At 70.6% G+C, this 25,028-nt stretch carries 24 protein-coding genes; 16 read left to right on the top strand and 8 right to left on the bottom strand.

All coding sequences use genetic code 11. The annotated features are described in order from the left end of the window. The first annotated feature begins 217 nt into the window (after nucleotides 1–217). Nucleotides 218–703 carry a DinB family protein gene (locus ACFYPG_RS23200; protein WP_387353835.1) on the top strand — a complete coding sequence of 162 codons (486 nt, stop codon included), beginning with the start codon at nucleotides 218–220 and terminating at the stop codon, nucleotides 701–703. Between the two features lie 39 nt (nucleotides 704–742). On the opposite strand, the gene ACFYPG_RS23195 is transcribed toward ACFYPG_RS23200, so the two are convergent. Next, the gene (locus ACFYPG_RS23195; protein ID WP_387353834.1) at nucleotides 743–1,831 is read right to left on the bottom strand and encodes a LacI family DNA-binding transcriptional regulator; all 1,089 of its coding nucleotides are present in this window, start codon (nucleotides 1,829–1,831) and stop codon (nucleotides 743–745) included. 184 nt (nucleotides 1,832–2,015) lie between these two features. Between ACFYPG_RS23195 and ACFYPG_RS23190 the strand changes: the two genes are divergently transcribed. Genes ACFYPG_RS23190 through ACFYPG_RS23175 form a run of 4 tightly spaced genes read left to right on the top strand, consistent with a single transcriptional unit; the run spans nucleotide 2,016 to nucleotide 6,131 of the window. Continuing rightward, a complete protein-coding gene (locus ACFYPG_RS23190) occupies nucleotides 2,016–3,236 on the top strand; it encodes an ABC transporter substrate-binding protein (protein ID WP_387353833.1) in 1,221 nt (406 codons plus the stop codon). After that, nucleotides 3,233–4,345 (top strand): ABC transporter ATP-binding protein, encoded by a 1,113-nt coding sequence (locus tag ACFYPG_RS23185; protein WP_387353832.1) that lies wholly within the window; start codon nucleotides 3,233–3,235, stop codon nucleotides 4,343–4,345. Before ACFYPG_RS23190 ends, ACFYPG_RS23185 begins: the two co-directional genes overlap by 4 nt. After that, the gene (locus ACFYPG_RS23180) at nucleotides 4,342–5,241 is read left to right on the top strand and encodes an ABC transporter permease (RefSeq protein WP_387353831.1); all 900 of its coding nucleotides are present in this window, start codon (nucleotides 4,342–4,344) and stop codon (nucleotides 5,239–5,241) included. Before ACFYPG_RS23185 ends, ACFYPG_RS23180 begins: the two co-directional genes overlap by 4 nt. After that, nucleotides 5,241–6,131: an ABC transporter permease gene (locus ACFYPG_RS23175; protein ID WP_387353830.1), complete on the top strand. Its 891-nt coding sequence runs from the start codon at nucleotides 5,241–5,243 to the stop codon at nucleotides 6,129–6,131. Before ACFYPG_RS23180 ends, ACFYPG_RS23175 begins: the two co-directional genes overlap by 1 nt. Here the strand turns inward: ACFYPG_RS23175 and ACFYPG_RS23170 are convergent. Continuing rightward, nucleotides 6,109–7,641, bottom strand: coding sequence for a gluconokinase (locus tag ACFYPG_RS23170; protein WP_387353829.1), 1,533 nt, complete (start codon nucleotides 7,639–7,641; stop codon nucleotides 6,109–6,111). The two genes, ACFYPG_RS23175 and ACFYPG_RS23170, sit on opposite strands and share 23 nt — an antisense overlap. A 131-nt stretch (nucleotides 7,642–7,772) precedes the next feature. Between ACFYPG_RS23170 and ACFYPG_RS23165 the strand changes: the two genes are divergently transcribed. After that, entirely contained in the window at nucleotides 7,773–8,540 is a 768-nt protein-coding gene (locus tag ACFYPG_RS23165; RefSeq protein WP_387353828.1) for a class I SAM-dependent methyltransferase, read from the top strand. Between the two features lie 13 nt (nucleotides 8,541–8,553). Here the strand turns inward: ACFYPG_RS23165 and ACFYPG_RS23160 are convergent, their stop codons facing one another. The 3 genes from ACFYPG_RS23160 to ACFYPG_RS23150 all read right to left on the bottom strand — a co-directional run bounded on the left by ACFYPG_RS23160 (nucleotide 8,554) and on the right by ACFYPG_RS23150 (nucleotide 11,193). Next, nucleotides 8,554–9,267 (bottom strand): hypothetical protein, encoded by a 714-nt coding sequence (locus tag ACFYPG_RS23160; protein WP_355008580.1) that lies wholly within the window; start codon nucleotides 9,265–9,267, stop codon nucleotides 8,554–8,556. Nucleotides 9,268–9,374: 107 nt separating this feature from the next. After that, complete coding sequence (locus ACFYPG_RS23155; RefSeq protein WP_355008581.1) at nucleotides 9,375–10,037, bottom strand: response regulator transcription factor; 663 nt, start codon at nucleotides 10,035–10,037, stop codon at nucleotides 9,375–9,377. Between the two features lie 25 nt (nucleotides 10,038–10,062). Further along, nucleotides 10,063–11,193 carry a sensor histidine kinase gene (locus ACFYPG_RS23150; RefSeq protein ID WP_387353827.1) on the bottom strand — a complete coding sequence of 377 codons (1,131 nt, stop codon included), beginning with the start codon at nucleotides 11,191–11,193 and terminating at the stop codon, nucleotides 10,063–10,065. 144 nt (nucleotides 11,194–11,337) lie between these two features. Between ACFYPG_RS23150 and ACFYPG_RS23145 the strand changes: the two genes are divergently transcribed. From ACFYPG_RS23145 to ACFYPG_RS23100, 10 genes are all read left to right on the top strand, one after another. After that, on the top strand, nucleotides 11,338–12,330 hold the full coding sequence (locus tag ACFYPG_RS23145; protein ID WP_355008583.1) for a carboxymuconolactone decarboxylase family protein: 993 nt from the start codon (nucleotides 11,338–11,340) through the stop codon (nucleotides 12,328–12,330). A gap of 10 nt (nucleotides 12,331–12,340) precedes the next feature. Beyond that, nucleotides 12,341–12,793 carry a DUF6220 domain-containing protein gene (locus tag ACFYPG_RS23140; protein ID WP_355008584.1) on the top strand — a complete coding sequence of 151 codons (453 nt, stop codon included), beginning with the start codon at nucleotides 12,341–12,343 and terminating at the stop codon, nucleotides 12,791–12,793. Continuing rightward, nucleotides 12,790–14,529 carry a multicopper oxidase family protein gene (locus ACFYPG_RS23135; protein WP_355008585.1) on the top strand — a complete coding sequence of 580 codons (1,740 nt, stop codon included), beginning with the start codon at nucleotides 12,790–12,792 and terminating at the stop codon, nucleotides 14,527–14,529. Before ACFYPG_RS23140 ends, ACFYPG_RS23135 begins: the two co-directional genes overlap by 4 nt. Before the next feature lie 25 nt (nucleotides 14,530–14,554). After that, nucleotides 14,555–14,998: an OsmC family protein gene (locus tag ACFYPG_RS23130; protein ID WP_355008586.1), complete on the top strand. Its 444-nt coding sequence runs from the start codon at nucleotides 14,555–14,557 to the stop codon at nucleotides 14,996–14,998. Between the two features lie 57 nt (nucleotides 14,999–15,055). Next, nucleotides 15,056–16,141 (top strand): hypothetical protein, encoded by a 1,086-nt coding sequence (locus ACFYPG_RS23125; protein ID WP_355008587.1) that lies wholly within the window; start codon nucleotides 15,056–15,058, stop codon nucleotides 16,139–16,141. A gap of 186 nt (nucleotides 16,142–16,327) precedes the next feature. Further along, a complete protein-coding gene (locus ACFYPG_RS23120) occupies nucleotides 16,328–17,728 on the top strand; it encodes a non-reducing end alpha-L-arabinofuranosidase family hydrolase (protein WP_387353826.1) in 1,401 nt (466 codons plus the stop codon). 256 nt (nucleotides 17,729–17,984) lie between these two features. Next, nucleotides 17,985–18,599, top strand: a complete 615-nt coding sequence (locus ACFYPG_RS23115; protein WP_387353825.1) for a dihydrofolate reductase family protein — start codon at nucleotides 17,985–17,987, stop codon at nucleotides 18,597–18,599. A gap of 76 nt (nucleotides 18,600–18,675) precedes the next feature. Then, nucleotides 18,676–19,350, top strand: a complete 675-nt coding sequence (locus tag ACFYPG_RS23110) for a DUF6891 domain-containing protein (RefSeq protein WP_387353824.1) — start codon at nucleotides 18,676–18,678, stop codon at nucleotides 19,348–19,350. Nucleotides 19,351–19,473: 123 nt separating this feature from the next. Continuing rightward, the gene (locus ACFYPG_RS23105; protein ID WP_355008591.1) at nucleotides 19,474–20,367 is read left to right on the top strand and encodes an SGNH/GDSL hydrolase family protein; all 894 of its coding nucleotides are present in this window, start codon (nucleotides 19,474–19,476) and stop codon (nucleotides 20,365–20,367) included. A 120-nt stretch (nucleotides 20,368–20,487) separates the two neighbouring features. Further along, nucleotides 20,488–21,900, top strand: a complete 1,413-nt coding sequence (locus tag ACFYPG_RS23100) for a serine/threonine-protein kinase (RefSeq protein WP_387353823.1) — start codon at nucleotides 20,488–20,490, stop codon at nucleotides 21,898–21,900. A gap of 65 nt (nucleotides 21,901–21,965) precedes the next feature. Here ACFYPG_RS23100 and ACFYPG_RS23095 read toward each other — a convergent pair whose 3' ends face one another. From ACFYPG_RS23095 to ACFYPG_RS23085, 3 genes are all read right to left on the bottom strand, one after another. Beyond that, nucleotides 21,966–22,988 (bottom strand): glycoside hydrolase family 11 protein, encoded by a 1,023-nt coding sequence (locus tag ACFYPG_RS23095; protein WP_355008593.1) that lies wholly within the window; start codon nucleotides 22,986–22,988, stop codon nucleotides 21,966–21,968. 431 nt (nucleotides 22,989–23,419) lie between these two features. Further along, nucleotides 23,420–24,565 carry an RNA polymerase sigma factor gene (locus ACFYPG_RS23090; RefSeq protein WP_387353943.1) on the bottom strand — a complete coding sequence of 382 codons (1,146 nt, stop codon included), beginning with the start codon at nucleotides 24,563–24,565 and terminating at the stop codon, nucleotides 23,420–23,422. A gap of 8 nt (nucleotides 24,566–24,573) precedes the next feature. Beyond that, entirely contained in the window at nucleotides 24,574–24,981 is a 408-nt protein-coding gene (locus tag ACFYPG_RS23085; RefSeq protein ID WP_355008594.1) for a YciI family protein, read from the bottom strand. Nucleotides 24,982–25,028 lie beyond the last annotated feature (47 nt).

Below are 25,028 nucleotides of genomic sequence, written 5' to 3'. Positions count from 1 at the left end.
GCGGCCCCAATCTCCCCGACACGTTCCGCGAGAGCCGACCTCGACATGGTGGAACATGGCTGCGGGAATCTCGGTGCTGTCCGCGAATTGTCGTAGCCGGTACGTAGGCTGCCGCGGTGATCTGCTGGCTCGACTGAGCGGCGGTTCAGCCATCGGAGCTCCGGGCGAGGTGTCCCGACAGAAATCATTGTTCTTACCAGGAAGGGCGTGGGTCGGGGTGGAAGACGGCGAGAAGAACGCACTGTTGATGTTCCTGGAGGCGCAACGTGCCAGCGTCCTCGCGATTGTTGACGGCCTTGACCTCGAAGCCTTGACCACCGCCGTCCTGCCCTCGGGATGGACGCCGTTGGGCCTCGTGGAACACCTCGGCTACGCCGAGCGGCACTGGTTCCAGGAGATCGCCACCGGCTCCACCCAGCCGCTGGCCTGGCCGGACGACGACCACACCCCCCTGACCACCCCACGACCACCATCGGTGGTCTTCGCGTTCTACCGCGCGCAGTGCGAGCGATCCAACGCTGTCCTCGCCTCTACGCCACTGTCTGCGCCTGTGCGCGTGCGTCATCCAGGATGGCTCGGAGACGAGGTCACCGACCTGCGGCGCATCGTTCTGCACATGATCGAGGAGACCGCACGCCATGCGGGTCACCTCGACGTCGTGCGTGAGCTGATTGACGGAAAGACAGGGCTCGGCCCTCGATAGCTGCCTTCGCCCTCGAACGGGTCGCTCTCGAGGACGTGTTCACTGCTCCGAGGGAGGTGGCAGGCTCGCGGCGAGCGCCGGCCGCTGCCGTACCCACGGTCGGGGGCGACCCGCTTTCCGGTCGCGGGCGGCCGTCGAGTGGCGGACAACGAGGCGTACCGGCAGGACCATCGGCCGTCCGGTGTGCCCGGGGGCGCCCTCGATCATCGTGAGCAGGTGCCGGGTCGCCGCGGAACCCTCCGCGTAGAACGGTGCCGCGACCGTGGTGAGCCCGGGTGTGACGATGTCGGCGGCGAGAGTGTTGTCGAAACCCACGATGCTGACGTCGCCCGGAACGTCGACGCCCATCCGGGTGAGGCCCCGGATGAGCCCGATCGCCATCTGGTCGTTGAAGGCGAGGATGGCGGTCGCGGGACGAGCGCGCAGCTCCTCGGCGGCCCGTTCGCCACCCTCGATGGTCGGGCTGAACGGGCCGATCTGGCGCACCTTGATTTCGAGTTCCATGCCGGCTTCGAGCAACGACCGCCAGCGGATGCCGTTCGGCCAGGACGCCTGCGGCCCCGCGACGTAGGTGATGTGGTCGTGCCCCAGTTCCCCGAGGTGCTCGGCGGCCCGCCGGACCCCACGGGGGTTGTCCGTCACGACGCAGGGCACGTCGGCGACGGAGCGGTTGAGGACCACCACCGGCCGCTGCTTGGCGAACATCCGGATTGCCGAGTCCGACATCCGGCTGCTGGCGAGCACGATGCCGTCGACTGTCGACATCGTGCGTTCGATCGCCGCCCGCTCCACCCGGTCGGACTCCTGGGCGTCGATGAGCACCATGGTGTACTCGTTGTGCATCGCCGTCTCCTGCGCCCCGCGCACGATCCCGGCGTACACCGGGTTCGTGATGTCGGCGATGACCAGCGCGATCATCTGCGTGCGCGACGTCGTGAGGGCGCGAGGAAGCGGGTTGGTCCGGTAGCCCAGCCGCTCGGCGACCTGCCGGATCCGTTCGGCGGTCTCGGAGTTGACGCGACTCGGTCGGGAGAAGGCGCGGGACACCGTGGACGGTGAGACGTCCGCCTCAAGGGCGACGTCGTAGATCGTGACTCGCTTTTCCGGCGGCCTGGTGTGGTCGGGCATCTGCATGCTCCTCCCGGCTACGCGCCGTGATCATGGTATGACGGCCGTGAATACTCGGCAATGCCCCCGCAACAATCCAGCGGCCCAACACATTCGCGCGAGGCAATACATGGCAACCCGTTGCCGCCGCGGTGCGCCGGCTGCCTCAATCAGCACTGATGACACCTGGCGGAGGGAACGGCTCATGGGTATCTCACGGCGCGGCGCTCTCCTGGTCACGGCATCGTCGCTCCTGGTGGGCGCGGTCGGGTGTGGGGCACCCGAGGCCCCCGGCGACAACAAGGGCGACAGCACCGGTGAGGTGCCGCAGCGGCCCGGTAGGGCCGTCACGCTCAACGTCCTCGACGTGGCGGGCAACCTCCAGCTGACCCAGGCAATGATCGACGAGTTCGTCTCGAAGAACCCCGACGTGATCTCCCGGGTGACCTATTCGAAGGCGCCGGCGCCCGAGCTGGCCGGGAAGATCAAGGCCCAGCAGGGGGCGGACCGGGTGGACATCGGCCTCGTGCTGACCGGCGTCGACGGCCTGGCCGCCGGGATCGAGCAGGGGCTCTGGATCGACGTGTTGCCAACCTTCCAGGACCGCCTCGGCGCCATGAGCAACTATCTGGCACCGGCCGCCGCTATGCAGAAGCTCGCCGGCAACGCGGGCGTCACCGTCACCTACTACCCGTCAGGTCCGCTGCTCGAATATCTGCCGTCCCGCCTGGCGACGCCACCCACCAGCGCGGACGCGCTGCTCGCCTGGGCCAGAGCCAACCCCCGGAAATTCCAGTACGCCCGGCCGGCCAACTCCGGGCCGGGGCGGACGTTCCTGATGGGTCTGCCCTACATCCTGGGGGACACGAACCCCAAGGACCCCACCGCGGGCTGGGACAAGACGTGGGCCTTCCTCAAGGAGTTGGGCCAGTACGTCGACTACTACCCGTCCGGCACCACCGAGACGATGAAGAACCTCGCCAACGGCACCGCGCATCTGATCGTCAGCACAACCGGTTGGGACATCAACCCGCGGGTGCTCGGCACGGTGCCCAAGGAGGCCAGGATCACCCCGATCGACGGCTTCCACTGGGTCACCGACGCGCACTACGCCGTCCTGCCCAAGGGCGTGTCGACCGACACCCAGGCCGCGGTGCTGGCCCTGCTGGCGTTCATGCTCACCCCTGAGCAGCAGGCGAAGGCGTACGACGAGGGTTACTTCTACCCGGGCCCGGCGATCAAGGAGGTTCAGCTCTCGTCGGCGCCGCAGAAGAGCCAGGACGCGATCCGGGAGTTCGGTCGCCCCGAGTACGACGCGCTGATCGCCGGAAACCCGACCGAGGTCCCGCTCGACGCGAAGAGCCTGGTGGCGGCGTTCAGCCGCTGGGACCGCGAGATCGGCGGCGGCAAGGTCAAGCAGGGATGAGCGCCTTCACCCGGCTTCGCCTGGACGGCGTGTCCCGCCGCTTCGGTGGTCAGGCCGCGCTCACCGAGCTGGACCTGACGATCGAGGCGGGGGAGTTCATCGCCCTGCTCGGCCCGTCCGGCTGCGGCAAGTCGACGGCGTTGAACTGCCTGGCCGGGCTGCTGCCGTTGACGGCGGGGAGCATCTGGCAGGACGAGCGCCGCATCGACACGCTCCCGCCGGAGCGGCGCGGCTTCGGCATGGTGTTCCAGAGCTACGCCCTCTTTCCGCACCTGACGGTCCGGGCGAACATCGCCTTCGGGCTGCGGATGCGGCGGCTACCCAAGGAGGAGACGCGCCGGCGTACGGCGGAGGCGGTGCGGCTGGTGCGGTTGGAGGACCACGTCGACAAGCTGCCCGGTCAGCTCTCGGGTGGCCAGCAGCAACGCGTCGCGATCGCCCGCGCCGTCGTGTTCGAGCCGTCCCTGGTGTTGATGGACGAGCCGCTGAGCAACCTCGACGCCAAACTGCGCCTGGAGATGCGGACCGAGATCCGCCGGCTGCACCAGTCGTTGGGGCTCACCACCGTCTACGTGACCCACGACCAGGAGGAGGCGCTGTCCCTGGCCGACCGGCTGGTGGTGCTGCGGGAGGGGCGGGTGCAGCAGATCGGCTCGCCGCGTGAGCTGCACACCCGACCGGCGAACTGGCACGTCGCCGACTTCATGGGCTACCGCAACCTGTGGAGGGGGCGGGTGGAGCAGTCCGACGGCGGCCGGGCCACCGTCGAGTCGTCCGGCCATCGCCTGCTCGGCGAGGTGGTGGGGGGCATCCAGCCCGGCGCGGACGTCGTGGTCGCGGTACGCCCCGAGGACATCCGCGTCGACGGGCCCGGCGAGACCCGCAACGCCATGTCGGCGACTGTCGAGGTGGTGGAGTACCAGGGCCGCGAGTTGGCGGCCGAGGCGCGCACCGACGCCGGGCTGCTGCTGCACCTGCGGACCGAGCAGCGGATCGCGCCGGGCGACCAGGTCAAGCTCGCCGTCGACCCGCAGCGGCTGCTCGTCTATCCCGCCGACGCGTCGGCGCAGCCCGACCGCCTCGCGGACGCCTCGGGGGCGACGCGGTGAGTGGCGCCGGGCCCGGGAGACCGCTGGCGCACTGGCAGCACCGCTTCGCCGAGCGGGGCGTCGATCGTCAGCTCTGGTTGCTGGTCCCGGCCCTGGTCTTCGTCATCGCCCTGTTCCTCTACCCGTTCTTCTACGGGCTGACGCTCTCGTTCCAGCCGACCAGAGGCGGGCCGTTCAGCGACTACGCCCGGTTCTTTTCCGACTCCTACGAACGCGGCACGATCTGGATCACGCTGCGGATCGCGTTGCCCGCCGCGCTCCTGAACGTCCTTGCCGCGGTGCCGATCGCCTACCGGATGCGTGGCCGGTTCCGGGGCAAGCGGCTGGTCACCACGCTGCTGGTCGTGCCGATCACGCTCGGCACGGTCCTCACCGCACAGGGGTTGCTGAACTTCCTCGGCCCGACCGGCTGGTTCAACCGGATCCTGCTGGCCAGCAACCTCGTCGACGAGCCGGTGCGGCTGACCCACAACTACTGGGGGGTGTTCTTCTCGCTGGTGATCACCGGCTTTCCGTTCGCGTTCCTGCTGGTGCTGTCGTACCTGTCCGGCATCGACCCGACCCTGGAACGGGCGGCCGCGACGCTGGGCGCGGACTGGCGTCGACGGTTCACCCGGATCACCCTGCCGCTGCTGATGCCCGGTCTCGCCACGACCTTCTGCCTGACGTTCGTCCTGGCGTTCAGCGTGTTCCCGTCGGCCGTTCTGGTCGGCAACCCGGCCGGGGAGACCCGGGTCATCTCCCTCGCCGCCTACCAGGCGGCCTACGAGCAGTACGACTACCCGTACGCGTCGGCGATCGCCATGATCATGGGCTTCGTCGAGCTGGTCATCATCGCTGTGGTGCTGGCCGCCCGTAGCCGCTTCTACACCGGCTCCACCGGAGGCAAGGGCTGATGGCAACGAGCACCCAGGCCCCACCAGCGCGACCCCCCGCCACCAGCACCGACCGACGGCGGCGCATCGCCGCCCGCCCGGCCGCCTGGATCGTGTGGGGCGTCGTCATCTTCTTCTTCCTCAACCTGCTGGGCGTCGTGGCGTCCGTGCTGGTCAGCTCGTTCGGCCGGCGCTGGTTCGACACCTGGCTCCCGGACGGCTACACCACCGACTGGTACGCCCGAGCCTGGGACGAATTCGCGCTGCTCCAGGTCATCGTCGTGACGCTGGAGGTCTCCGTACTCGTCGTGGGTCTCTCGCTGGTGATCGGCGTGCCGGCCGCCTACGCCCTCGCGCGGCGCTCGTTCCCCGGTAAACGGCTGATCTTCCTGGTGTTCCTGCTGCCCATCCTGATGCCCCCGATCACGTACGGCATCCCGCTGGCGACAGTCCTCTACAAGTTCGGCCTGGCCGGGCACATGTCCGGGGTGGTGCTCGCCAACCTGGTGCCGTCGGTGCCCTTCGTCATCCTGACCATGACCCCGTTCATCGAGCAGATCGACCCGAGGATTGAGAGCGCCGCACGTATGTGCGGCGCGGGCCTGCGGACGGTGTTCCTCCGGATCCTCACGCCGCTGCTCGTGCCGGGCATCCTCGCCTCCGCGATCCTCGTGCTGGTCCGCACCGTGGGCATGTTCGAGCTCACCTTCCTGACCGCGGGGCCGGACTCGCAGACCCTGGTGGTGGCGCTCTACTACTCGATGTCCGCGTCCGGGATCAGGGCTCAGCAGTCGGTCGACGCCATGGCGGTCATCTACACCTCGATGATGCTGGTCCTGCTCGTCGTCGCGCTGCGCTACGTCAACCCGACCCAGCTGGTGGCGCGGGTCAAGGACGAGCCCGAGCACTGAGGCCGGTGGTGGCCGCCTCGTCGAGGATCTCGCCCAGGCGACCCGCGACCGTGAGGAGCGCGGGCAAGCTCGTCCGCAGACCGCGATAGGCCGCGACGAGAGCCGGGTCGACCGCGACGGGCTCGCCGCTGGCGACTCCGGGATCGAGCTGGGTGACCGCCTCCTTGAGGTCGGAGGTGTGGCCGATCGCGAAGAGCCCGAGCGCCGCCGCGCCGAGGGTGACGTGGTCCGCAGCCCCCGCGACGCGGACCGGGCAGTCCAGGACCGCCGCCATCACCGCGCGCCACAGCGGAGACCGGAAGGCGCCACCGGTCAGGCGGACGCTGCCGATCGGCGTCAGCTCGGCCAGCCGGTCCCGGACACCACCGAGTTGCAGGCAGACGCCCTCCACGGCGGCCCGGACCAGGTGACCGCGCGAGTGCTCGCTGCGCAGTCCCAGGAACGCGCCCGGCGGGCCGCACCCCTGCGGCGGGACCTCGTCGGCCCGCAGATAGGGCAACATCACGAGACCGTCGCTGCCCGGTGCGATCCGCTCGGCGAGATCCAGGAGCGCGGGCGCGGCCCCGTCGTCACCGAGGACACGTCCCGCCCACCGTACGACGTTGCCGCCGTTGCTGAGCGCGCCGCCGACAACCCACGCATCGTCGGTCAACGCACCGCAGGAGAAGGGTTCCGCCGGGTCGGTGAGGGGAGCCTCGACGACCGTTCGCAGGGCCCCGGTGGCCCCGAGCGTCAGGCCACCGACGGTGGGGTCGGTCGCCGCCGCGCCCAGACTCCGCAACGGACCGTCACCCGCACCGACGACGACCGGGGTGCCGGAGGGCAGGCCGACCACGCGCCCGGCCATCGCCGACAACCGCAACACCGCCGTCGTGGGCAGCACCGGGGGCAGCTGACTCTCGGACACCCCGGCGAGATCGAGTACGGCGGAACTCCACAGCCGACGGTGCACGTCGAACATCCCCGTGCCCGATGCCGAGGACAAGTCGGTCACCAACATCCCCGTCAGCCGATGGACCACGTAGTCCTTGAGGCCGATCCACCACCGCGTCGCCGTGCAGAGCCGCGGCTCGTGGCGGGCGAACCACAGCAGCTTGCAGAGCGGGTTCATCGGGTGCACGGGTGTGCCCGTCAACCGGTGCAGTTCCCGGCTCTGGCCGGACAACCGCAACTCGCGGGCCGCCTCCGACGACCGCCTGTCGCGCCGGGTCAGCAGCGGCGTCACCGGCGTCATGGCCGCGTCCAGCCCGATCAGGCCGTACCTGGCGGAGCTGAGCGCGACGGCGACCACCTCCGCCCCGGCGGTGCCGGCCACACACGCGGACATCGCCGCCAGTGTGGCCGCCATCAGCACGTCCGGGTCCTGTACCTGCCAGCCGGGTATCGGCTCAAGCAGTGGGTACTCCCGCGTCGCGACGTGTCTGGCGGTGCCGTCCAGTGCGAACGCGACAGCCCGCACGGCACTGGTGCCCACGTCGACTCCGACGATCACCCGACGCTCCGGCCCCATCCGCCCATGGTCGAGCGGTGTTCGGCGGACCGGCAAGCGGTTGCGCGCAGTTGTCGTCACGCCGCACGCAGCCGACCCGTTCGCGCGGAAGATCGGGCGTCACCGACGCGAGCGGTGACAGGATTGGCAGCATGCCTGCTCGCGCACTGAGCTTCGGAATGGTGGCCAGACAATACGAACGGTACCGACCGGGGTACCCCGGCGAGCTTGTCGACCTGGTGCTGACGTACGCGGGCCGGCCCGTTCGAACGGCGCTGGAGATCGGCGCCGGCACGGGCAAGGCGACCCGGCTGTTCGCCGCAGCGGGCGTCACTGTCACCGCGACGGAGCCGGACGGGGCCATGCTCGCCGAGCTGCACAAGCACGTGCCAGCAGGCGTCCACACCGTGCGGGCCGCGTTCGAGGACTTGCGGCCCGGCGAGACGTACCACCTGGTCTACGCGGCGGCGGCCCTGCACTGGACGACACCGCAGGGGCGGTGGCCGCGGATGGCCGCGCTGCTGGAACCCGGCGGCGTGTTCGCCTCGTTCGGTGGACCCACCCAGCTGGTCGACCCGGCGGTGGCGGACGCTGTCCGCGCCGCCCGGGCGCCCTTCCTGGAGAGCGACGAGATTCCCTCGCCCGACGGCACGCCCCCGGAGCAGGCCATGCAGTGGCCGGGCACCGAGCTCCAACGGTCCGAGTGGTTCACCGATGTGCAGCAGACCGTGATCGCGCGTCGGCTGACGATGAGTGCGCGTGACTACGTCGGGCATCTGTCGACGATCTCGGCGTACCTCGAGCTGCCGACCTCGAAGCAGGAGCAGGTCTTCAGCCAGATCGAGCGGATCCTGCCCGAGACGGTGGAGCTTTCCGCCGACGTCGTCGTGCATCTCGCCCGTCGGGGCTTCGAGCAGTAGCGCCTGAGGGCGCTCAGACCAGGAACTCCTCCCGCATCCGCGCGCCCAGGTTGATCCCGCCGACCGCCCGAGGACCGGCCGGATCGTGCACGGCGACGGTATTGTTGCGACGCATCAGCTCCCGGACCGCGGGTGGCAGTCGCGGCGGGTCGTCCATGGCCGCGAGGACCTGCCCGGCGCTGACGATCAGCCGATCGGCCAGGGTGGCGGCGTCGGTGTCCACCCGCACCCGGCCGTACTCCCAGCCGGAGGTGGTCAGGTCGAGCACCTCGAACACGCGGGTCACCACCGGGTTCGGGTCGGTCACCCGGTCGAGCCGGGGCGCCCGCTTGCCGACCACGGTGACGGCGGCGGCCACCTGCGCGTACGGGTGGAAGCCACACGGCAACGCGAACAGCGGCCAGCGCAGGGCCGGGCCCGCCTCCTTCCACAGCGGCCGGTAGTTACGGCGGTGCACCAGCAGCCGTCGGCCCGTCCGCCGGTGGATCTCCTGCGCCTGGGCCTGAAGGTCCACGTGGGCCTCGTCGGCGACCTGACTCACGATCCGGGTCGCCACCACCAGGCCGTCGTCGCTGTCGAGCGAGCCGGTGAGCGCGTCGACCTGCTCGTTGAACCGGACCCGCGCGTGGGGGCCGTACCGGGACTGGACGTCGTGCAGCAGCGCCTGCTGGCGTCCCGGGTCGAGCTGGACTCGCCTACCGCCCAGCAATCGACGGAGCCAACGCATGTCGCCTCGATTCAGCAGAGCCGTCGCGGACGGCGGCAATGCTAGTGCGTCGACCCTCCCTCATGTTCCCAAGGGGGGTTGATCGACTCGGCTCTCGGAGACGGCGATCACCGCCGACGCGGCGTGATCAGCCCCGACTCGTACGCCCACACGACCAACTGGGCCCGGTCGCGGCAGTGCAGCTTCGTCATCGCCCGGTTGACGTGTGTCTTGGCGGTCAGCGGACTGATCACCATGCGCGCGGCGATCTCGTCGTTGGTCAGCCCACGGGCGACCAGTTCGACGATCTCCTGCTCGCGGGCGGTCAGCACGTCGCGTCCGGCGGTCGGCACGGCCGGCGGTGGTCCGGCCACGAACTCACTGATCAGTGTGCGGGTGACCGTCGGTGCGAGCAGCGCGTCACCGCGCGCCACGACGGTGACGGCGTGCAGCAGGTCGGCGGGGTCGGCGTCCTTGAGGAGGAAACCGCTGGCACCCGCGCGGAGCGCGGCGAACACATAGGAGTCGAGCCCGTAGTTGGTGAGGATGAGAACGCGGATCGCGGCCAGGTCGGGATCGGCGGCGATGCGCCGGGTGGCCTCGATGCCGTCGAGGCCCGGCATCTGCACGTCCATCAGGACGACGTCCGGGCGCAGACTCCGGGACAGGTGGACGGCCGAGGTGCCGTCGGTCGCCTCGCCGACGACCTCCAGGTGGTCCTCGGCGTCGAGCAGTGCCCGGAAGCCGGCCCGCATCAGCGCCTGGTCGTCGGCGAGCAGCACCCGGATCATCCCGGCTCCTGCCGGAGGCGGGCAGTCATCGTGGGCCGTCCAGCGGGAAGGTGGCCCGTACGGTGAACCCGTGGTCGTCGTGCGCGGCGGTCCGTAGTGTGCCGCCCAGGGCGCTGACCCGCTCCCGCATGCCGCGCAGGCCCACGCCCGGGGTCAGCGGCTCGGTCGGCGACGCCCGGCCGTCGTCGCTGACCGCGACGGTCAGCCCCGCCGGGGCGTACTCCACCTGGATGTGCGCGGTCGCGGGCCCGGCGTGGCGGGCCACGTTGGTGAGCGCCTCCTGGATGACCCGGTACCCGGCCTGGTCGACCTCGTCGGGCAGGTCTCCGCGCTGGCCGGTGACGGTCACCTGCACCGGTACGCCGACCGCCCGGGTCCGCTCGGCCAGCTCGTCCACCCGGGCCAGCCCGACCCGATCGCCGTCGGTCGGTGCGCGGAGGACGTCGAGGGTCGTGCGGAGTTCCCGCATCGCGGCACCGCTGGCCTCCTGGATCGCCAGCAGCGTGGCCGACGGCTCCTCGCCGTGTTTGCGGGCCAGGTGCACGGCGATCCCCGCCTGCACCTTGATCACGGAGATGCTGTGGGTCAGGGAGTCGTGCAGGTCGCGGGCGATGCGCAGGCGCTCCTCCCCGGCGCGGCGCAACGCCATCTCCTCGCGGGTGCGTTCGGCCTCGACGGCCCGCTGCTCGACCTGCTCCAGGTACGCCCGGCGCTGCCGCGCGACGAGGCCGGCGACGTTGGCCGCCACGAACCAGCCGAGCAGCAGGGCCGTCCGTTCGGCGACCAGTTGGCCTGGTCGGCCGGCCGGCGCCATCGAGATGTCGCTGGCCAGGAAGCTACCGAGGAAGACGAGGCTGGCCACGGCGGCGGCCGACCGGTGGCCCTGCCAGGCGCTGACGTAGACCGCGCAGAGGGCGGGGAACGCGGCGGACACACCAGGATGCACCCGGACGTGAACGGCCAGCATGGCGACGGTGACCACGCCCAGCGCCACCACCGGGTATCGCCGGCACGCCGCCAGGGCCACCACGGTGGCGAGGACCAGGGCGACGTCGAGCACCTCGACCGGCGCGGCGTCCGGGGTGAGCACGGCGTTGCCGAGCAGGAGGACGCCGAGGGCGAGACCGCCGAGGGCGTACGGGAGGTCGCGGCGCATGGTCGCACTGTAGAACGGCAGTCGTCGGTGGAGCATCCCGCGCGCGTGGTAGCTGCGGCGTACCACGGACCCGGTATGAGCGGCGCGGCAAGTGTCTGCGACGGCACGACGCTTTCCCGGCCCGCCGGAACAAGCATCGAGCCCATGACATACCGCTTCTTCGCCCCCACACCGACGAGGGCGGCCACCGGCCGCACCGCAGCCGTCTACCAACAGATGCGCGACGACTTTCTCGGGCCGTTGCCGACCTTTCAGGCGCTCTCGGCCGTGCCGGAGGTGCTGGCCGCGACCTGGGCGCTGATGCGGGAGGCGCTGCTCGCCGGGGACGCGCCCCGGGTCGACCGCGAACTCGTCGCGGCTTCGGTCTCCCGGGCCAACCGCTGTCAGTTCTGCGTCGACGCCCACGTGCTGCTGCTGCACGCGCTGGGCGCACCGAAGCTGGCGGAGACCGTCGCCCGAGGCGAGACGCCCGCCGAGCCGAGGTACGCCGCGCTCGTCGGCTGGGCGCAGGCGAGCCGCAGCCCCAGATCCGCCGACTGGACCAGCACCCACGGCCCGGAGATCACCGGCACCCTGCTCGCCTTCCACTTCATCAACCGGGTCGTCTCCGCGTTGCTCGATCCCGATCTGCTCCCCGGCGGCCTGCAACGCTCCCCGCTGGTGCGCTCGGTCGGGGGCCGGCTCTACGCCAGGGCGGCCCGGGAGTCGAAGGAGCCCGGCCGAAGCCTTTCGCTGCTCGACGTCGACCCGACGGCATCACCTCCTGCCTGGGCGGGGGACAGCCCGGTGGGTGTCGCCTACGCGTCGCTGCGGAACGCCGCCACCCGGGGTGGGGACCTGCTGGGCGCTGTGGCGCGCCAGACCGTCACGGCCACGGTGCGCTGGGAGGACGGGCAGTTCCCGGCGCGGCCAGCGGACTGGGCCGTCGACCTGGTCCGGGACGTGCCGGGCGCGGACCGCATCGGGACGCGTATCGCGTTGCTGGCGGCGTTCGCGCCCGGCGCGATCAGCCCGGGTGACGTCGCTCTCTGGCGGCTCTCCCACCCCGCCGACGCCGACCTCGTGCGGTTGGTCGCCTACGGGGCGATCACTGCCACCGATCACGTCGCCCAGGCCCTCGCCTCGGCGCACCTCTAGGAGGCAACCAATGCGCAAGGCACTCGTCATCATCAGCGCACTGCTGCTCGTCGCGTTCGCCGTGCAGTTCGTCCTCGCCGCCGTGGGTGGGTTCACCAGACCCGCCAGCGACGACGCGTACGCGCTGCACAGCGTCAACGGCATGGCGGTGATCCCGATTCTCACGCTGCTCACCGCCCTGTTCGCCGCGCTGGCGAAGGCACCCGGAAAGATCATCGGACTGGCGGTCCTCCCGATCGGCCTCGTCGCCCTCCAGCCACTCATCGCCATGTTGGCGGAGGCGTCCACCGACGCGTCGGGTGTCAGCACCCCGCTCGGCCTGACCATCGGTGGGTTGCACGCGCTCAACGGGATCATCGCGGTGCACGTCGTGGTCGGCGTCCATCGGGCGGCGCGACAGCTCGCCGTCCCGGTCCCCGCCGGCGCGGCTCGGCTGGTCGCCCGGGAAGGAGAGCCGGCGTGACCACCGGGTCGCTGCTCGTGGCCGACCTCGTGATCGCGGTCCTCGCGGTCGCGGCCTGGCTGGGGGCTGGCGCCGCGTCCGCCGCCCGTCGTCGCCCGCTCGCACTGGGACTGGCGGCCGTCGCGCTGCTCGCCACGCTCGCCCGCGCGCTCACGGTCACCGCCCTCGCCCGGGCCGGCTGGTGGTTCGCGGCGGAGAAGGTCCTCATCGCGGGCCCGCTGTCGCTCGCGGCGGTGGGCGTCGCCGGTCCGCGGTTGCTGCGGGCCCCGGGCGACATCCGGGCCGTCGCGGTCCCGCTCCTCTTCGCCGGGTACGCCACGAGCAGCGCCCTGCTCGTGACGGTCCTGCACGGCTATCCGGCGTCGGCCGGGGCGGGGCTGCTGGCGGTCGCCGGGGTCGTGGCGGCCACGGTGATCTCGGCGCGTGCGCTCGGTGCGCGCCCGTCCCGGACGGTGTCCCGGGCGGCCCTCGTGGTGGCGGTCGCGGCCCTGCTGACCGGAACCGGGCTGACGGTCACCCCGGGCACCGCGCCCGCCGTACCGCATGAGCATGTTTCTCCGACGGCCCGCATCGCCGACGAACCCACCCGGCGGTTCACACTGACCGCCGCAACCGCCACCGTGGACGCGGCCGGGCGGAACGTCGCGGCGTGGGCCTTCAACGGGCAGGTCCCCGGACCGGAGTTGACAGCCACCGTCGGCGACGTCCTGGAGGTGACGCTGCGCAACCGGAACATCGAGCGCGGCGTCACAGTGCACTGGCACGGGTACGACGTGCCGAACGATCAGGACGGGGTACCCGGTGTGACCCAGGCGGCGGTGAGGCCCGGGCAGGAGTTCGTCTACCGGTTCCGCGCCGACCAGGCCGGAACGTACTGGTACCACACGCACTCGGCCTCCGATGTCGGCGTGCGGATGGGTCTCTACGGGGTGCTGGTGGTGCGACCGGGCCCGGTGACCGGCCTCGACGTCACAGTGCCGGTGCACACCCTGGCGGGCCGTCCGTTGCCCGCGCCGAGAGTGGAGAAGGTCGAGGCCGGCGTGCCGGTGCGGTTGCGGCTGATCAACACCGACAGCACGACGCACCGGTACGCCCTGGCCGGGACCGCGTTCCGGGTGGCCGCGGTCGACGGCGTCGACCTGCGCGGCCCGACGCCGCTGGTGGACACCGCCGTGCTGATCCCGGCCGGGGGCCGCTACGACCTGGTCTTCGACGCGCCGGCGACCCCGGTGGCACTGGTCGTCGACGGACGGACCGTCTACTCGACCGGACCGGTGTCGACGGCGACCGGCGCCTGGCCGGTGCTGGATCCGCTCGGCTACGGCGCGACCGCCCCGGCGCAGTGGTCCCGGTTCGACAAGACGTTCACCCTCGTCCTCGATCGCGGCCTCGACCTGCGCAGACTGCTACCGCGGTACGCCCACACCGTCAACGGCGCGGCCGATCCGGACATCCCACCGCAGGTCGTACGCCTGGGTGACGTCGTACGGTTCACGATCGTCAACCGGTCGCAGATCGTGCACCCGTGGCACCTGCACGGCCACCACGTCCTGGTGCTGGCCCGCGATGGTCGACCGGCGACCGGAAGCCCGCTGTGGCTGGACTCGTTCGACGTCCGTCCGGGCGAGGTGTGGGAAGTGGCGTTCCGGGCCGACAACCCGGGGATGTGGGCCAACCACTGCCACAACCTGGCGCACGCCGATGCCGGGATGACGTTGCATCTCACGTACTCGTGATCGCCGAGGCCTGTAGTTTTCTGTCATGACTGAGGACACCTTCCGTTCGGTGGCGATCGAGCGCACCAGCCTGGGCAACTACGTCGTGCGGAACTCCCGTGGTGGGTCGGTGTCGCTGGGCACGGGCGAGGACGGCAGTTTCACGCCGGTGGAGTTGCTGCTGGCCGCCATCGGCGGTTGCGCCGCGGTGGACGTGGACCACATCACCAGTCGTCGTGCCGAGCCGACCGAGTTCGCCGTCGCCGTGACCGGTGACAAGATCCGGGACGAGGCCGGCGGAAACCGGATGCGCAACCTTCGGGTCGATTTCACGGTGACGTTCCCGGAGGGCGCGGAGGGCGACGCGGCCCGTGCGGCGCTGCCCCGGTCGTTGCAGCAGTCGCACGATCGGTTGTGCACGGTCTCCCGTACCGTCGAGCTCGGCACTCCCGTCGCGATCGCCGAGGGCCCGGGGCCCATCGGAGACTGATCGGCGCTGAGCACGGCTACTCAGGCCCGTGCGGTTCGTTCGTGTGAGGGTGGCGGGATGCGTCGACTACTGGTGCCACTGCTGATCGTCCTCACCGTGGTGGTGGCGTGTGCCGACCCGAACACCCAGCCGGGTCGCTCGGACCCGACGGTCGCGCTGCCGGTGCCCACCGAGTTGCTCGCCGACGGCAGCGTGCCCTGGGCCGACCTGAAGATCACCGACGAGGACTTCAACGGTCGCCCAGCCGCGCCGAGAACGCCGGCCACCGGCAGCGAACCGTGCCGGGCGGAGCAGCTGACCGGTCGGCTCACCACCTGGACGCGGCCCAGCAACGGCGGTGAGACGCCTCGGGGCTTCGACGCCGCCATCGGCAAGCTCATCGGCGAAGTGGACGTGCGGAACTCGTCGACGGTCGAGTGCACCCTGCAGGGCGAGGTGCCCACGACCATGCGCGCCGGCGGTCGCGAGATCCCGATGCTCTACACCCACGGCATCGACGAGGAGGGCCGCACCCGGGTGGTCGTCGTGCCGGCCGGCGGTAACGCCAGCCTGCGTCTGGACTGGTCTGGACCGTTCTGCCAGCCGGTGAAGGGGGCGTTGGAGCTCGCGATCGAGCTGCCGCACGACGGTGGCAGGCTGCGCGCACCGGTCACCGCCGACGAGCGTCCGGGCTGTCCGCAGGGGGAGGGGGTCAACCCCCGCGCGCGAGGGACGCTGTCCGCGAGCGGGTTCACCGAGCCGGTGGCGGTGTCGAAGCCCCCGTCCTCGCCGCTCGAAAAGCTCACCGTAGCCGTGCAGGGGCCGACGACCGCCGTCGCCGGGTCGCGGCTCACCTTCCGGGTGACGCTGGGCAACCCGACCGACGGCCCCCTCGCGTTGGACCCTTGCCCGGCCTACCTGATGGAACGGTTCTCTCTCGGCGACGCGACGAACGACGCCGTGAACTCGGCCCAGCTCTACCGGCTGAACTGCCGCGCCCTACCGCAGATCCCCGCTGGCGGGACTGCCGTGTTCGAAATGGTCGCCGAGGTGCCGGCCTCGATGCGGGCCGGGCGCGAGCTGACCATGACGTGGAAGCTCTATCTGCCGCACTACGTACAGCGGAGCAACCAGTTCGGTGTCGTGACCCTCACCGTCGTCTGAAGAAGGTCACCGCCCGGCCGGCAGCATCGGCAATCCCGACATCGGCGAGAACGAAAGATAGATGCTGTTGAGCGTATGGGAGCGCTCCCGTAGCATACCTGACGCGGCCTGTTAACGTTCACAACCGGTCACCACGCAATGACCACCACCAATGCATGGGCCGCCGTCCCGCGAGGAGGGTGCTACATGGTCAGATCCAGAGCCACCAATGTCGGTCTGGTTGCGGCCGGCGTCGGCCTACTGCTGTCGTCGACAGTTGTCGCGGCGCTGCCGGCCGGTGCCGCGGCTGAGGGTTGTTCGGTGAACTACGCCGTGTCGTCGCAGTGGCAGGGCGGCTTCGGCGCCAACGTGGCGATCACGAACCTGGGCGACCCGCTGAGCAGCTGGACGCTGACCTGGTCGTACGGTGCCGGGCAGACGGTGACGCAGGCCTGGAACACGTCGCTGACGCAGAGCGGGTCGGCGGTGACCGCGAAGAACGTGAGTTACAACGGTGCGATCCCGGCCAACGGCACTGTGTCGTTCGGGTTCAACGGGTCCTGGACGGGCAGCAACCCCGCCCCGACGAGCTTCGCCCTCAACGGTGTCACCTGCACCGGTGGCACGACGACGCCGCCGACCGATCCGCCGACCGATCCGCCGACCGACCCGCCGCCGACCACGCCGCCGCCGACGGACACCTGCAACCTGCCCTCGACGTACCGGTGGTCCTCCACCGGGGTGTTGGCGACCCCGAGGTCGGGCTGGGTGTCGCTCAAGGACTTCACCGTCGCCCCCTACAACGGCCAGCAACTGGTCTACGCCACCACGCACGACACCGGCACCCGGTGGGGCTCGATGAACTTCGGCCTCTTCTCGAACTACTCGCAGATGGCCTCGGCCAGCCAGAACGCGATGAACAACGCGACAGTGGCGCCATCGCTGTTCTACTTCGCGCCGAAGAACATCTGGGTGCTCGCCTACCAGTGGGGCGGGCCGGCGTTCTCCTACCGGACCTCGACCAACCCGACCAACCCGAACGGTTGGTCAGCGGCGCAGACGCTGTTCAGCGGAAGCATCACCGGCTCCGGCACCGGCCCGATCGACCAGGCGGTCATCGGTGACGACCAGAACATGTACCTGTTCTTCGCCGGTGACAACGGCAAGATCTACCGAGCCAGCATGCCGATCGGCAACTTCCCGGGCAGCTTCGGCTCGAACTACACCACCATCATGAGCGACACCACGAACAACCTCTTCGAGGCCGTCCAGGTCTACAAGCTCCAGGGCCAGAACCGTTACCTCATGATCGTCGAGGCGATCGGTTCGCAGGGTCGCTACTTCCGCTCGTTCACCGCGACCAGCCTGGGCGGGTCGTGGACCCCGCAGGCCACCAGCGAGAGCAACCCGTTCGCCGGCAAGGCCAACAGCGGCGCCACCTGGACCAACGACATCAGCCACGGTGAGCTGCTGCGCACCAACGCCGACCAGACCATGACCGTCAACCCCTGCAACCTGCAACTGCTCTACCAGGGTCGTTCCCCCAGCTCCGGCGGCGACTACGGCCTCCTGCCGTACCGGCCGGGTCTGCTGACCCTGCAGCGCTGACCCGCTTCGATCGCGCTCGACCGACCTGGAACGGGGCGGGCTCGGCGTCACACCGAGCCCGCCCCGCACCACGCCGAGCGCGATTGATCCTTCGGCGTCCCCGGTCTCCGGAAACCTGGCACTGGATCGCTCCCGTGACGTCGGGCTGACAAAGGCGGGACACGACACGCGCCAGCGGGGCGGGCTGTGGCTGACGAGTTTGGGACGATGCGCCGGTCGACCTACCGACATCACCCGACTCGAAGGGACCTCCGCAATGGCAAAGGTCATCTCCACGCTGTTCATCTCGGCCGACGGTGTGGCCGAGATCGACCCTGACTGGCACTTCCCGTACTTCGACGAGAACATGGGCCGCGCCGTCACCGAGGACTACGACGCCGCCGACGTGCTGCTCATCGGCCGCGAGACGTACGACAGCTTCGCCGGGGCCTGGCCGGACCGTGAGGCCGCCGGTGGCGAGGACGCACCGTTCGCCAAGCAACTCGGCGACATGCGCAAGCTCGTCGCCTCGCGTCAGCCGCTGGAGTTCTCCTGGCGCAACTCCGAGCTGATCGACGGGGATCTCCTCGATGCCGTCACCGCGCTCAAGGCCGACGCCGGGGTGCGGGGGGTTCTCATCCCCGGGTCGATCTCCGTCGTGCAGCAACTGCTCGCCGCCGGCCTGGTCGACGAGCTGCGTCTGCTGGTTCATCCGGTGGCCGCGCGCAAGGGCCGCAGGCTGTTCGACGAGGGTGACGCGGCGTACCACCTGCGACTGCTGGCAACGGAAGCGTTCCCGACGGGTGTCCTTCGCGTGATCTACGCGCCGGTCCCGGCGCCGAAGCCGGTCGGCTACGACGAGGTGAAGGACCAGGCGCCGGCCGGAAACTAGGGCGCTCCCGGGGACCTGCCGCTACGTCGGCCGTTCTCCGACCGGGGCCGTCACAGGCCCATGTGAAGATCTCGGCGTGACTCAGTGGACGTACAACGATCGCCCTGCCGGCGTCAGGTTCCTCAGCGATCGGATCCCCGAGCCGGGCCGCACCGCCATCGAGGACGAGCTGTGGGCCTGGGTGGTGCGTGGTGAGAGCGACGCGGACGAGTTCGTCGACTTCTTCGACGACGACGACGAGCGCTGCGGCGCGACTGACGATGAGCTCAGGGCGGCACACGAGACGGCGTTGGGGGTTCGGCGGGAGCAGCAGCGCGAGTGGGGTGAGGTGCGCGGCAACCTCACCCGTGCCTTCGTCGAGCTCAACGCGCTGGGGGTGTTGGCCCGGGAGAACTTCAGCTGTTGTGGCACCTGCGCGAGCGCCGAGATCGACGACGAGCGGGACGACTCACGGCACTGGCGCGGGTTTCTCTGGTACCACCAGCAGGACACCGAGTCGCTGCTGGCGAGCGAGGACGGCGAGGTCTATCTCGGCTACGGCGTCTATCCGCCGGCCGACTTCGACGAGGCCTCCTACGCAGGCCTGTCGGAGGCCGAGCAGCAGGCCAGCTACCAGGCCGACCTGGAACGACTGCTGGACGAGGTCGCGTTCCCGGTGCTGCGCAAGCACGGCATGCAGGTGGAGTGGAACCGCAAGCAGTCCCGGCGGATCAAGGTCACCGGTGCCCGGTGGTATGCGCCACTGAATTGACCACCATCGTTCCATCCCACACTTCGGGCAGATGTTTAGTGAGGTTCATCGATATTGACGCGCGGCCTCGGCGGCGACAGGATCTCGGGCACCACCACCCCTGATTCCCTCCTGGGAGGCGCCATGACCCGTCCCCGCCTGCCCCTCCTGCGGGCAGCCACCCGGTTGGCCGCACTCGCCCTCGCCACCACCGGCGTGCTGCTCACCGTCGCCACCCCCGCCAGCGCCGCCGTGCCCACCGGCCGCTACGTAGCGCTGGGCGACTCGTACACCGCAGGCCCGCTGATCCCCACCCAGGTCGACCTCAACTGCCTACGGTCCAACCGCAACTACCCGTCGCTGGTGGCGGCGTCCGCCGGTTCGTCGTCGTTCGCCGACGTGAGCTGCTCCGGCGCCACCACTGACGACATCCTCTACGGCGGTAGCGGCCAACTGGGCATCACGACGCCACCGCAGCTCAACGCGGTCACCTCGAACACCTCGCTGGTGACGGTGCAGATCGGCGGAAACGACATCGGTTTCGCCGGCATCATTGGCGACTGCGCGGAGGCGAGTGTCAGCAGCCCGCTCGGATCTCCGTGCAAGAACCGGTACACCGCCGGAGGCGTCGACCAGTTGCAGGCGAGGATCGTCGCCGCCACCCCGAAGATCACCGCCGTGCTCCGGGCGGTCCGGCAGGCCGCGCCGGGCGCGCGGGTCGTGGTGCTCGGCTATCCGGCGATCCTGCCGGACAGCGGTTACGGCTGCTGGCCGGTCGTTCCGATCGCCTACCAGGACGTGCCGTACCTGCGTGGCGTGGAGAAGTCGCTCAACGCGATGCTGGCCAGCGTCGCGAGCGCCAACGGCGCCACCTACGCCGACGTCTACACCCCGTCGATCGGCCGTGACGCGTGCAAGAGCAGCGGCACCCGGTGGGTCGAGGGTCTGGTGCCGCAGAACTCGGCCGCGCCGTTCCACCCCAACGCCCGAGGTGAGCAGGGCATGGCCACCGCCCTGATCGCCCGGCTGAACAGCTGATCAGGCTCCCGAACGGTCGAAGCGGCCCCGTCGGAAGCGGCGGGGCCTCTTCATGGGGACACCGGGCTCGGCGGACGTCGCGGTGCTTGGGATTTGGCAGTCCGGGGTACCGACGATGTCATGCCGATTGTGGGGGAAGTCGTCGGGGACCGTTACCGCCTGCTCGAGAGCATCGCCAGCGGTGGAATGGGCGACGTCTGGCGAGCGGTCGACGAAACCCTGGACCGCCGCGTCGCGATCAAGATGCTGCGACCTCGGCTGGTCACCGATCCCGGCTTCGGCGAACGGTTCCGTCGCGAGGCCCGGGCGATGGCGGCCCTGCGTCACCCGGGTGTCGCGCAGGTCTACGACTACGGTGAGGTGTCCCAGCCCGACGCGCCGGTGCTCGCGTACATCGTCATGGAGTACGTGCAGGGGCAGCCCCTGTCGGAGCGGATCGCCGAGATGGGCCGGCTGGGTGTGGCCGAGACGATGTCGGTCGCCGCACAGACCGCCCGCGCGCTCCAGGCCGCCCACGACGCCGGCGTCGTGCACCGGGACGTCAAGCCCAGCAACTTGATCATCGAGCCGGACGGGCACGTCGTACTCGTCGACTTCGGCGTCGCGGTGACCCAGGAGGCGGCGAGCCTCACCGGGACGAACCAGGTCGTCGGCACCGCCCTCTACATGGCACCCGAGCAGGTCACCAGGAGCGAGACGACGTCGGCGATCGACATCTACGCGCTGGGGGCGGTCGTCTACCACTGTCTTGCCGGCAGGCCCCCGCACGAGGGCGAGAACGCGATAGCGGTGGTGTTGCGCCATCTCGAAGAGGAGCCGTCGCCACTGCCCGAGGACGTTCCGGAGGCGGTCCAGCGGTTGGTCGCCACCGCGATGGCCAAGGAGCCCAGCCGTCGCTTCCCGACGGCGGCGACAATGGCCGCGGCGGCACAGATGCTCGCGGATCCGTCCGATCAGCTGCGGACGGCCGTCGGAGCGCCGGTCGAACGCACCGAGATTCAGCGGTCGGTCGTCGGCGGTGCGGCGAAGCGGTCGGGCGGCAGTGGGCCCAAGGTGCTCGCTGTGGTTCTCGGATCGATGGCCGCCGCAGCCGCCGTCCTGGTGTTCGCCGATCCCATCGGGATGATGACGGGCCCGACCGACGGGCCGTCGACGCCGCCAGCGGTGTCGCCGACGGGCCCTTCGCAGCGCGAGCCCGACCTGGGCGTGGGTGGCGGAGAGCCGGCTACCCGCGGTTCCGGGGGCCTGCCGGTCCGCGCGCCGGGCTCCCCGACCCCGACGGCAGGCGTTTCGGCGGGTGCCGGGCCGGTCGGCCAGCCAACGCCCTCCGGCGAGAGCACCGGGGGCGCGCCCGAGCCCACCTCGTCCGAGAACCCACCAGCGGAGCCGACGGCAGCCCCGACGGGTGGAACGACGGCGGCGCCGACCGCGACAGCGTCCGAGGAGAGCGAGGAGGAGCCGGCCACAGAGCCGACGAAGAAGCCGTCCCCGGGGGCGCCGGCAGCGGACGAGAACGCGGCGCCGGAGGTCTAGTGACACAGTGCTGGCGTGACGGCCGAGGCCGCCACGCCAGCACTGTGGGTCAGGAGTCGATCGGCTCAGCCGGTGCTGCAGGTGATCGTCGGCCAGTTCCAGTTGCCGTTGGCCATGACCGTGATGCCGAAGTTGTTGCCGTTGCCGTTCGGCCTCGCGGTTACGGTGCCGCTGCTGCCGCTGACGGAGGCGTTCCAACTGTTCTGGATGCTCTGGCCGCCACCGAGGCCGAGGCTGACCACCCAGTTGTTGGTGCCGCTGACGGCGACATTGAGGTTGAACCGGTCACCCCACTGCTGGCCGGCGGAGATCGTCGCGTTGCAGTTGCCGGTCCCCGGGTTGCCGGTGGTGGGCGGAGTGGTCGGGTTGCCGCCGCTGCCCTCCCGCACGGTGATGTCGGAGCTTCCCTGGCTCTGGTAGCCCTCGGTGGCCATGACCTGGTAGCTGTGGTTGGTGCCGAGGTTCAGGCCGGCCCGGGCCCAGGCGTCGAAGTGGTTGGCGGTGGTGATGGTGCCACTCGAGCGCTTCTGCTGGCGGACGCTCCAGAACTGGTAGAACGTCTGGTTGCCGTCGATCGACGGGGCGTTGACCCGCTGGCTGCGGAGGATGTCGTAGGTGCCGCCGTCAGTGGTGACAGTGCCCATCCGCTGTGCGCCGCTGCTCGGGTTGTAGCTGCCGAAGTTCTCCACCACGTAGTACTCGATCAGCGGGTTGCGCGTCCATCCGTACAGGGCGAGGTAGGTGTTGTTGTTGCCCGGGTTGTAGCTGCCCGAGTAGGTGACCGTCCGCCGGCTGCCGGTGGCCCAACCCTTGCCGCCGACCCAGTTGTTGGTGCTCCTGTCCCAACTGCTGGTGTATCGGCCATCGGCGCGCAGCGTCATGCTGGCGTTGCCGCTGTCCTTCCAGAACGAGAAGTAGTACCCGTTGTGCGTGCCGGTGAGGTTCGACGTGAGGGTCCGGTCGGCCTCGGCGTACGCGTTGGTGGCCGTCATCGTGCCGGCGACGGCCACGACGGCGGCGCACGCGGCGCCCAGGAGCAGCCGCATACGGGCGCGGCCTCTCGGTTTGGTGTGGCTGGTGTCGGTCATGGAACTGTTGCCTCCTCTGACGGCTGGCGGGGGCCAGCGGCGCGGTACGCCTCGGCAGGCTGCCGGTGGCCGGGTGACGGCCACGGCGTCGTACCGCTCGGTGGTGGTGGGGCCGGTCGTCCTGCACGACGATCGGAGAAGTGGGGCGTGGTGGCTGGTGCTGACGACAATCGAACGCCGTCGATGGCGACCGTATTAACCCGGCCGTCGACTTGTCAACAACTTCCGGAAACAGAGCAGCAACACCGCCGCCAGCACCGGAGCAGCATCCATCCAGGTCAGTAGTGGATCAGAGGTCAGGGCGGTCGTCGCGGCGTCCCAACAGCCGAACATCGGCCGGGATGGGGCCGCCGAAAGTTCCGGAGACTTTCCGGACCAGGTGCCCCGGCCTTGGCCAACGACAAGGGCGGACGCTCCCGTTGCCCGAGGGGTCAGCGACGCCGTAGGTCGTTGAGCCGGGCGGCCTGGCGGGTCAGATGGTCGCGTTCGGCGAGGTTGGGGGCCTGCTGGGCAGCCTCGGCGTACAGCCGCGCCGCCGTTGCCAGGTCGCCGTCACGCTCGTTCAGGTACGCCGCCACCGCCGTGTACCGGGGCAGCGCGTCGTCCAGCGCCGCGAGCGCCGCCAGGCCGGCCCTGGGACCGTCGGCCTCACCGACCGCCACCGCGCGGTTGAGTCTGACGACCGGGTTCCCGGTCAGGCGCACCAGTTCGTCGTACCACTGCACGATCTGCACCCAGTCGGTCTCCGCGGCGGTGCGCGCGTCCGCGTGCAGCGCCGCGACGGCGGCCTGGGCCTGGAACTCACCCAGGTGGTCGCGAGCCAGGGCCGCCTGGAGAATCGCGACGCCCTCGGCGATCGACCGGGTGTCCCAACGGCTGCGGTCCTGCTCGGCGAGCGGCACCAGGCTGCCGTCGGGGGCGGTCCGGGCGGCGCGCCGGGCGTGGTGCAACAGCATGAGGGCGAGCAGCCCCGCCACCTCGGGGTGGTCGATCGCGGTCGCGAGCTGCCGGGTGAGCCGGATGGCCTCGGCGGCGAGGTCCACGTCACCGGAGTAGCCCTCGTTGAAGACCAGGTAGAGGACGCGCAGGACGGTGGCGACGTCACCGGGTCGGTCGAACCGCAGCCCGGAGACGGTGCGCTTGGCCCTGCTGATGCGTTGCGCCATGGTCGCCTCGGGCACCAGGTAGGCGTGGGCGATCTGCCGGGTGGTCAGCCCGCCGACAGCGCGCAGCGTGAGCGCGACAGCGGACGACGGCGTCAGCGACGGATGGGCGCACAGGAAGTAGAGCTGGAGCGTGTCGTCCGCGGTGGGGGTGGGCCCCGGCGCCGGCTCCTCCTCGACGAGATCCTCGCGTCGACGGCGAGCGGTGTCGGCTCGGGCCGCGTCGAGGAACCGTCGCCACGCCACGGTGGTCAGCCAGCCCAACGGGTCACGCGGCGGGTCGACCGGCCAGACCCGGACCGCTTCGACCAGGGCGTCCTGCACGGCGTCCTCGGCCGCCGCGAAGTCGATTCCGCGGCGGACGAGGATCCCGAGGACGCTCGGCGTGAGGTTGCGCAGCAGCGTCTCGTCCATCGGAGTCGTCACTCCGTGATGGTGGGCGGCTCGCTCAGGAACGGGCGCAGCTCCAGCCACTCGTGGATCGGCTTTCCGCCCGCCCCGGGCGCGGCCGACAACTCCCCGGCCAGCTCGACAGCCCGGTCGTAGCTGTCGACGTCGATCACCATCCAGCCGGCGATGAGATCCTTGGTCTCGGCGAACGGGCCGTCGGTGACCGGCGGGCGGCCCTCGCCGTCGTACCGGACCCACGCTCCCTCCGGCGCGAGTGCCTGACCGTCGACGAACTCGCCGGTTCCCTCGAGTCGGGCCGCGAAGTCGCGCATGTACTGCATGTGGGCCGAGATCTCCGCCGGGGTCCACTGGTCCATGGGCACGTCGTTCACCCCGGCCGGGCCGCCCCGGTAGTGCTTGAGCAGCAGGTACTTGGCCATCGTGGTGCTCCTTGGTGTTGGCTGCGACCCGTAGTGGTCACTTCACT

The organism is Micromonospora sp. NPDC005553 (assembly GCF_042871765.1).
Classification (GTDB): Bacteria; Actinomycetota; Actinomycetes; order Mycobacteriales; family Micromonosporaceae; genus Micromonospora.
This window is presented reverse-complemented; position numbering and strand designations above follow the sequence as displayed.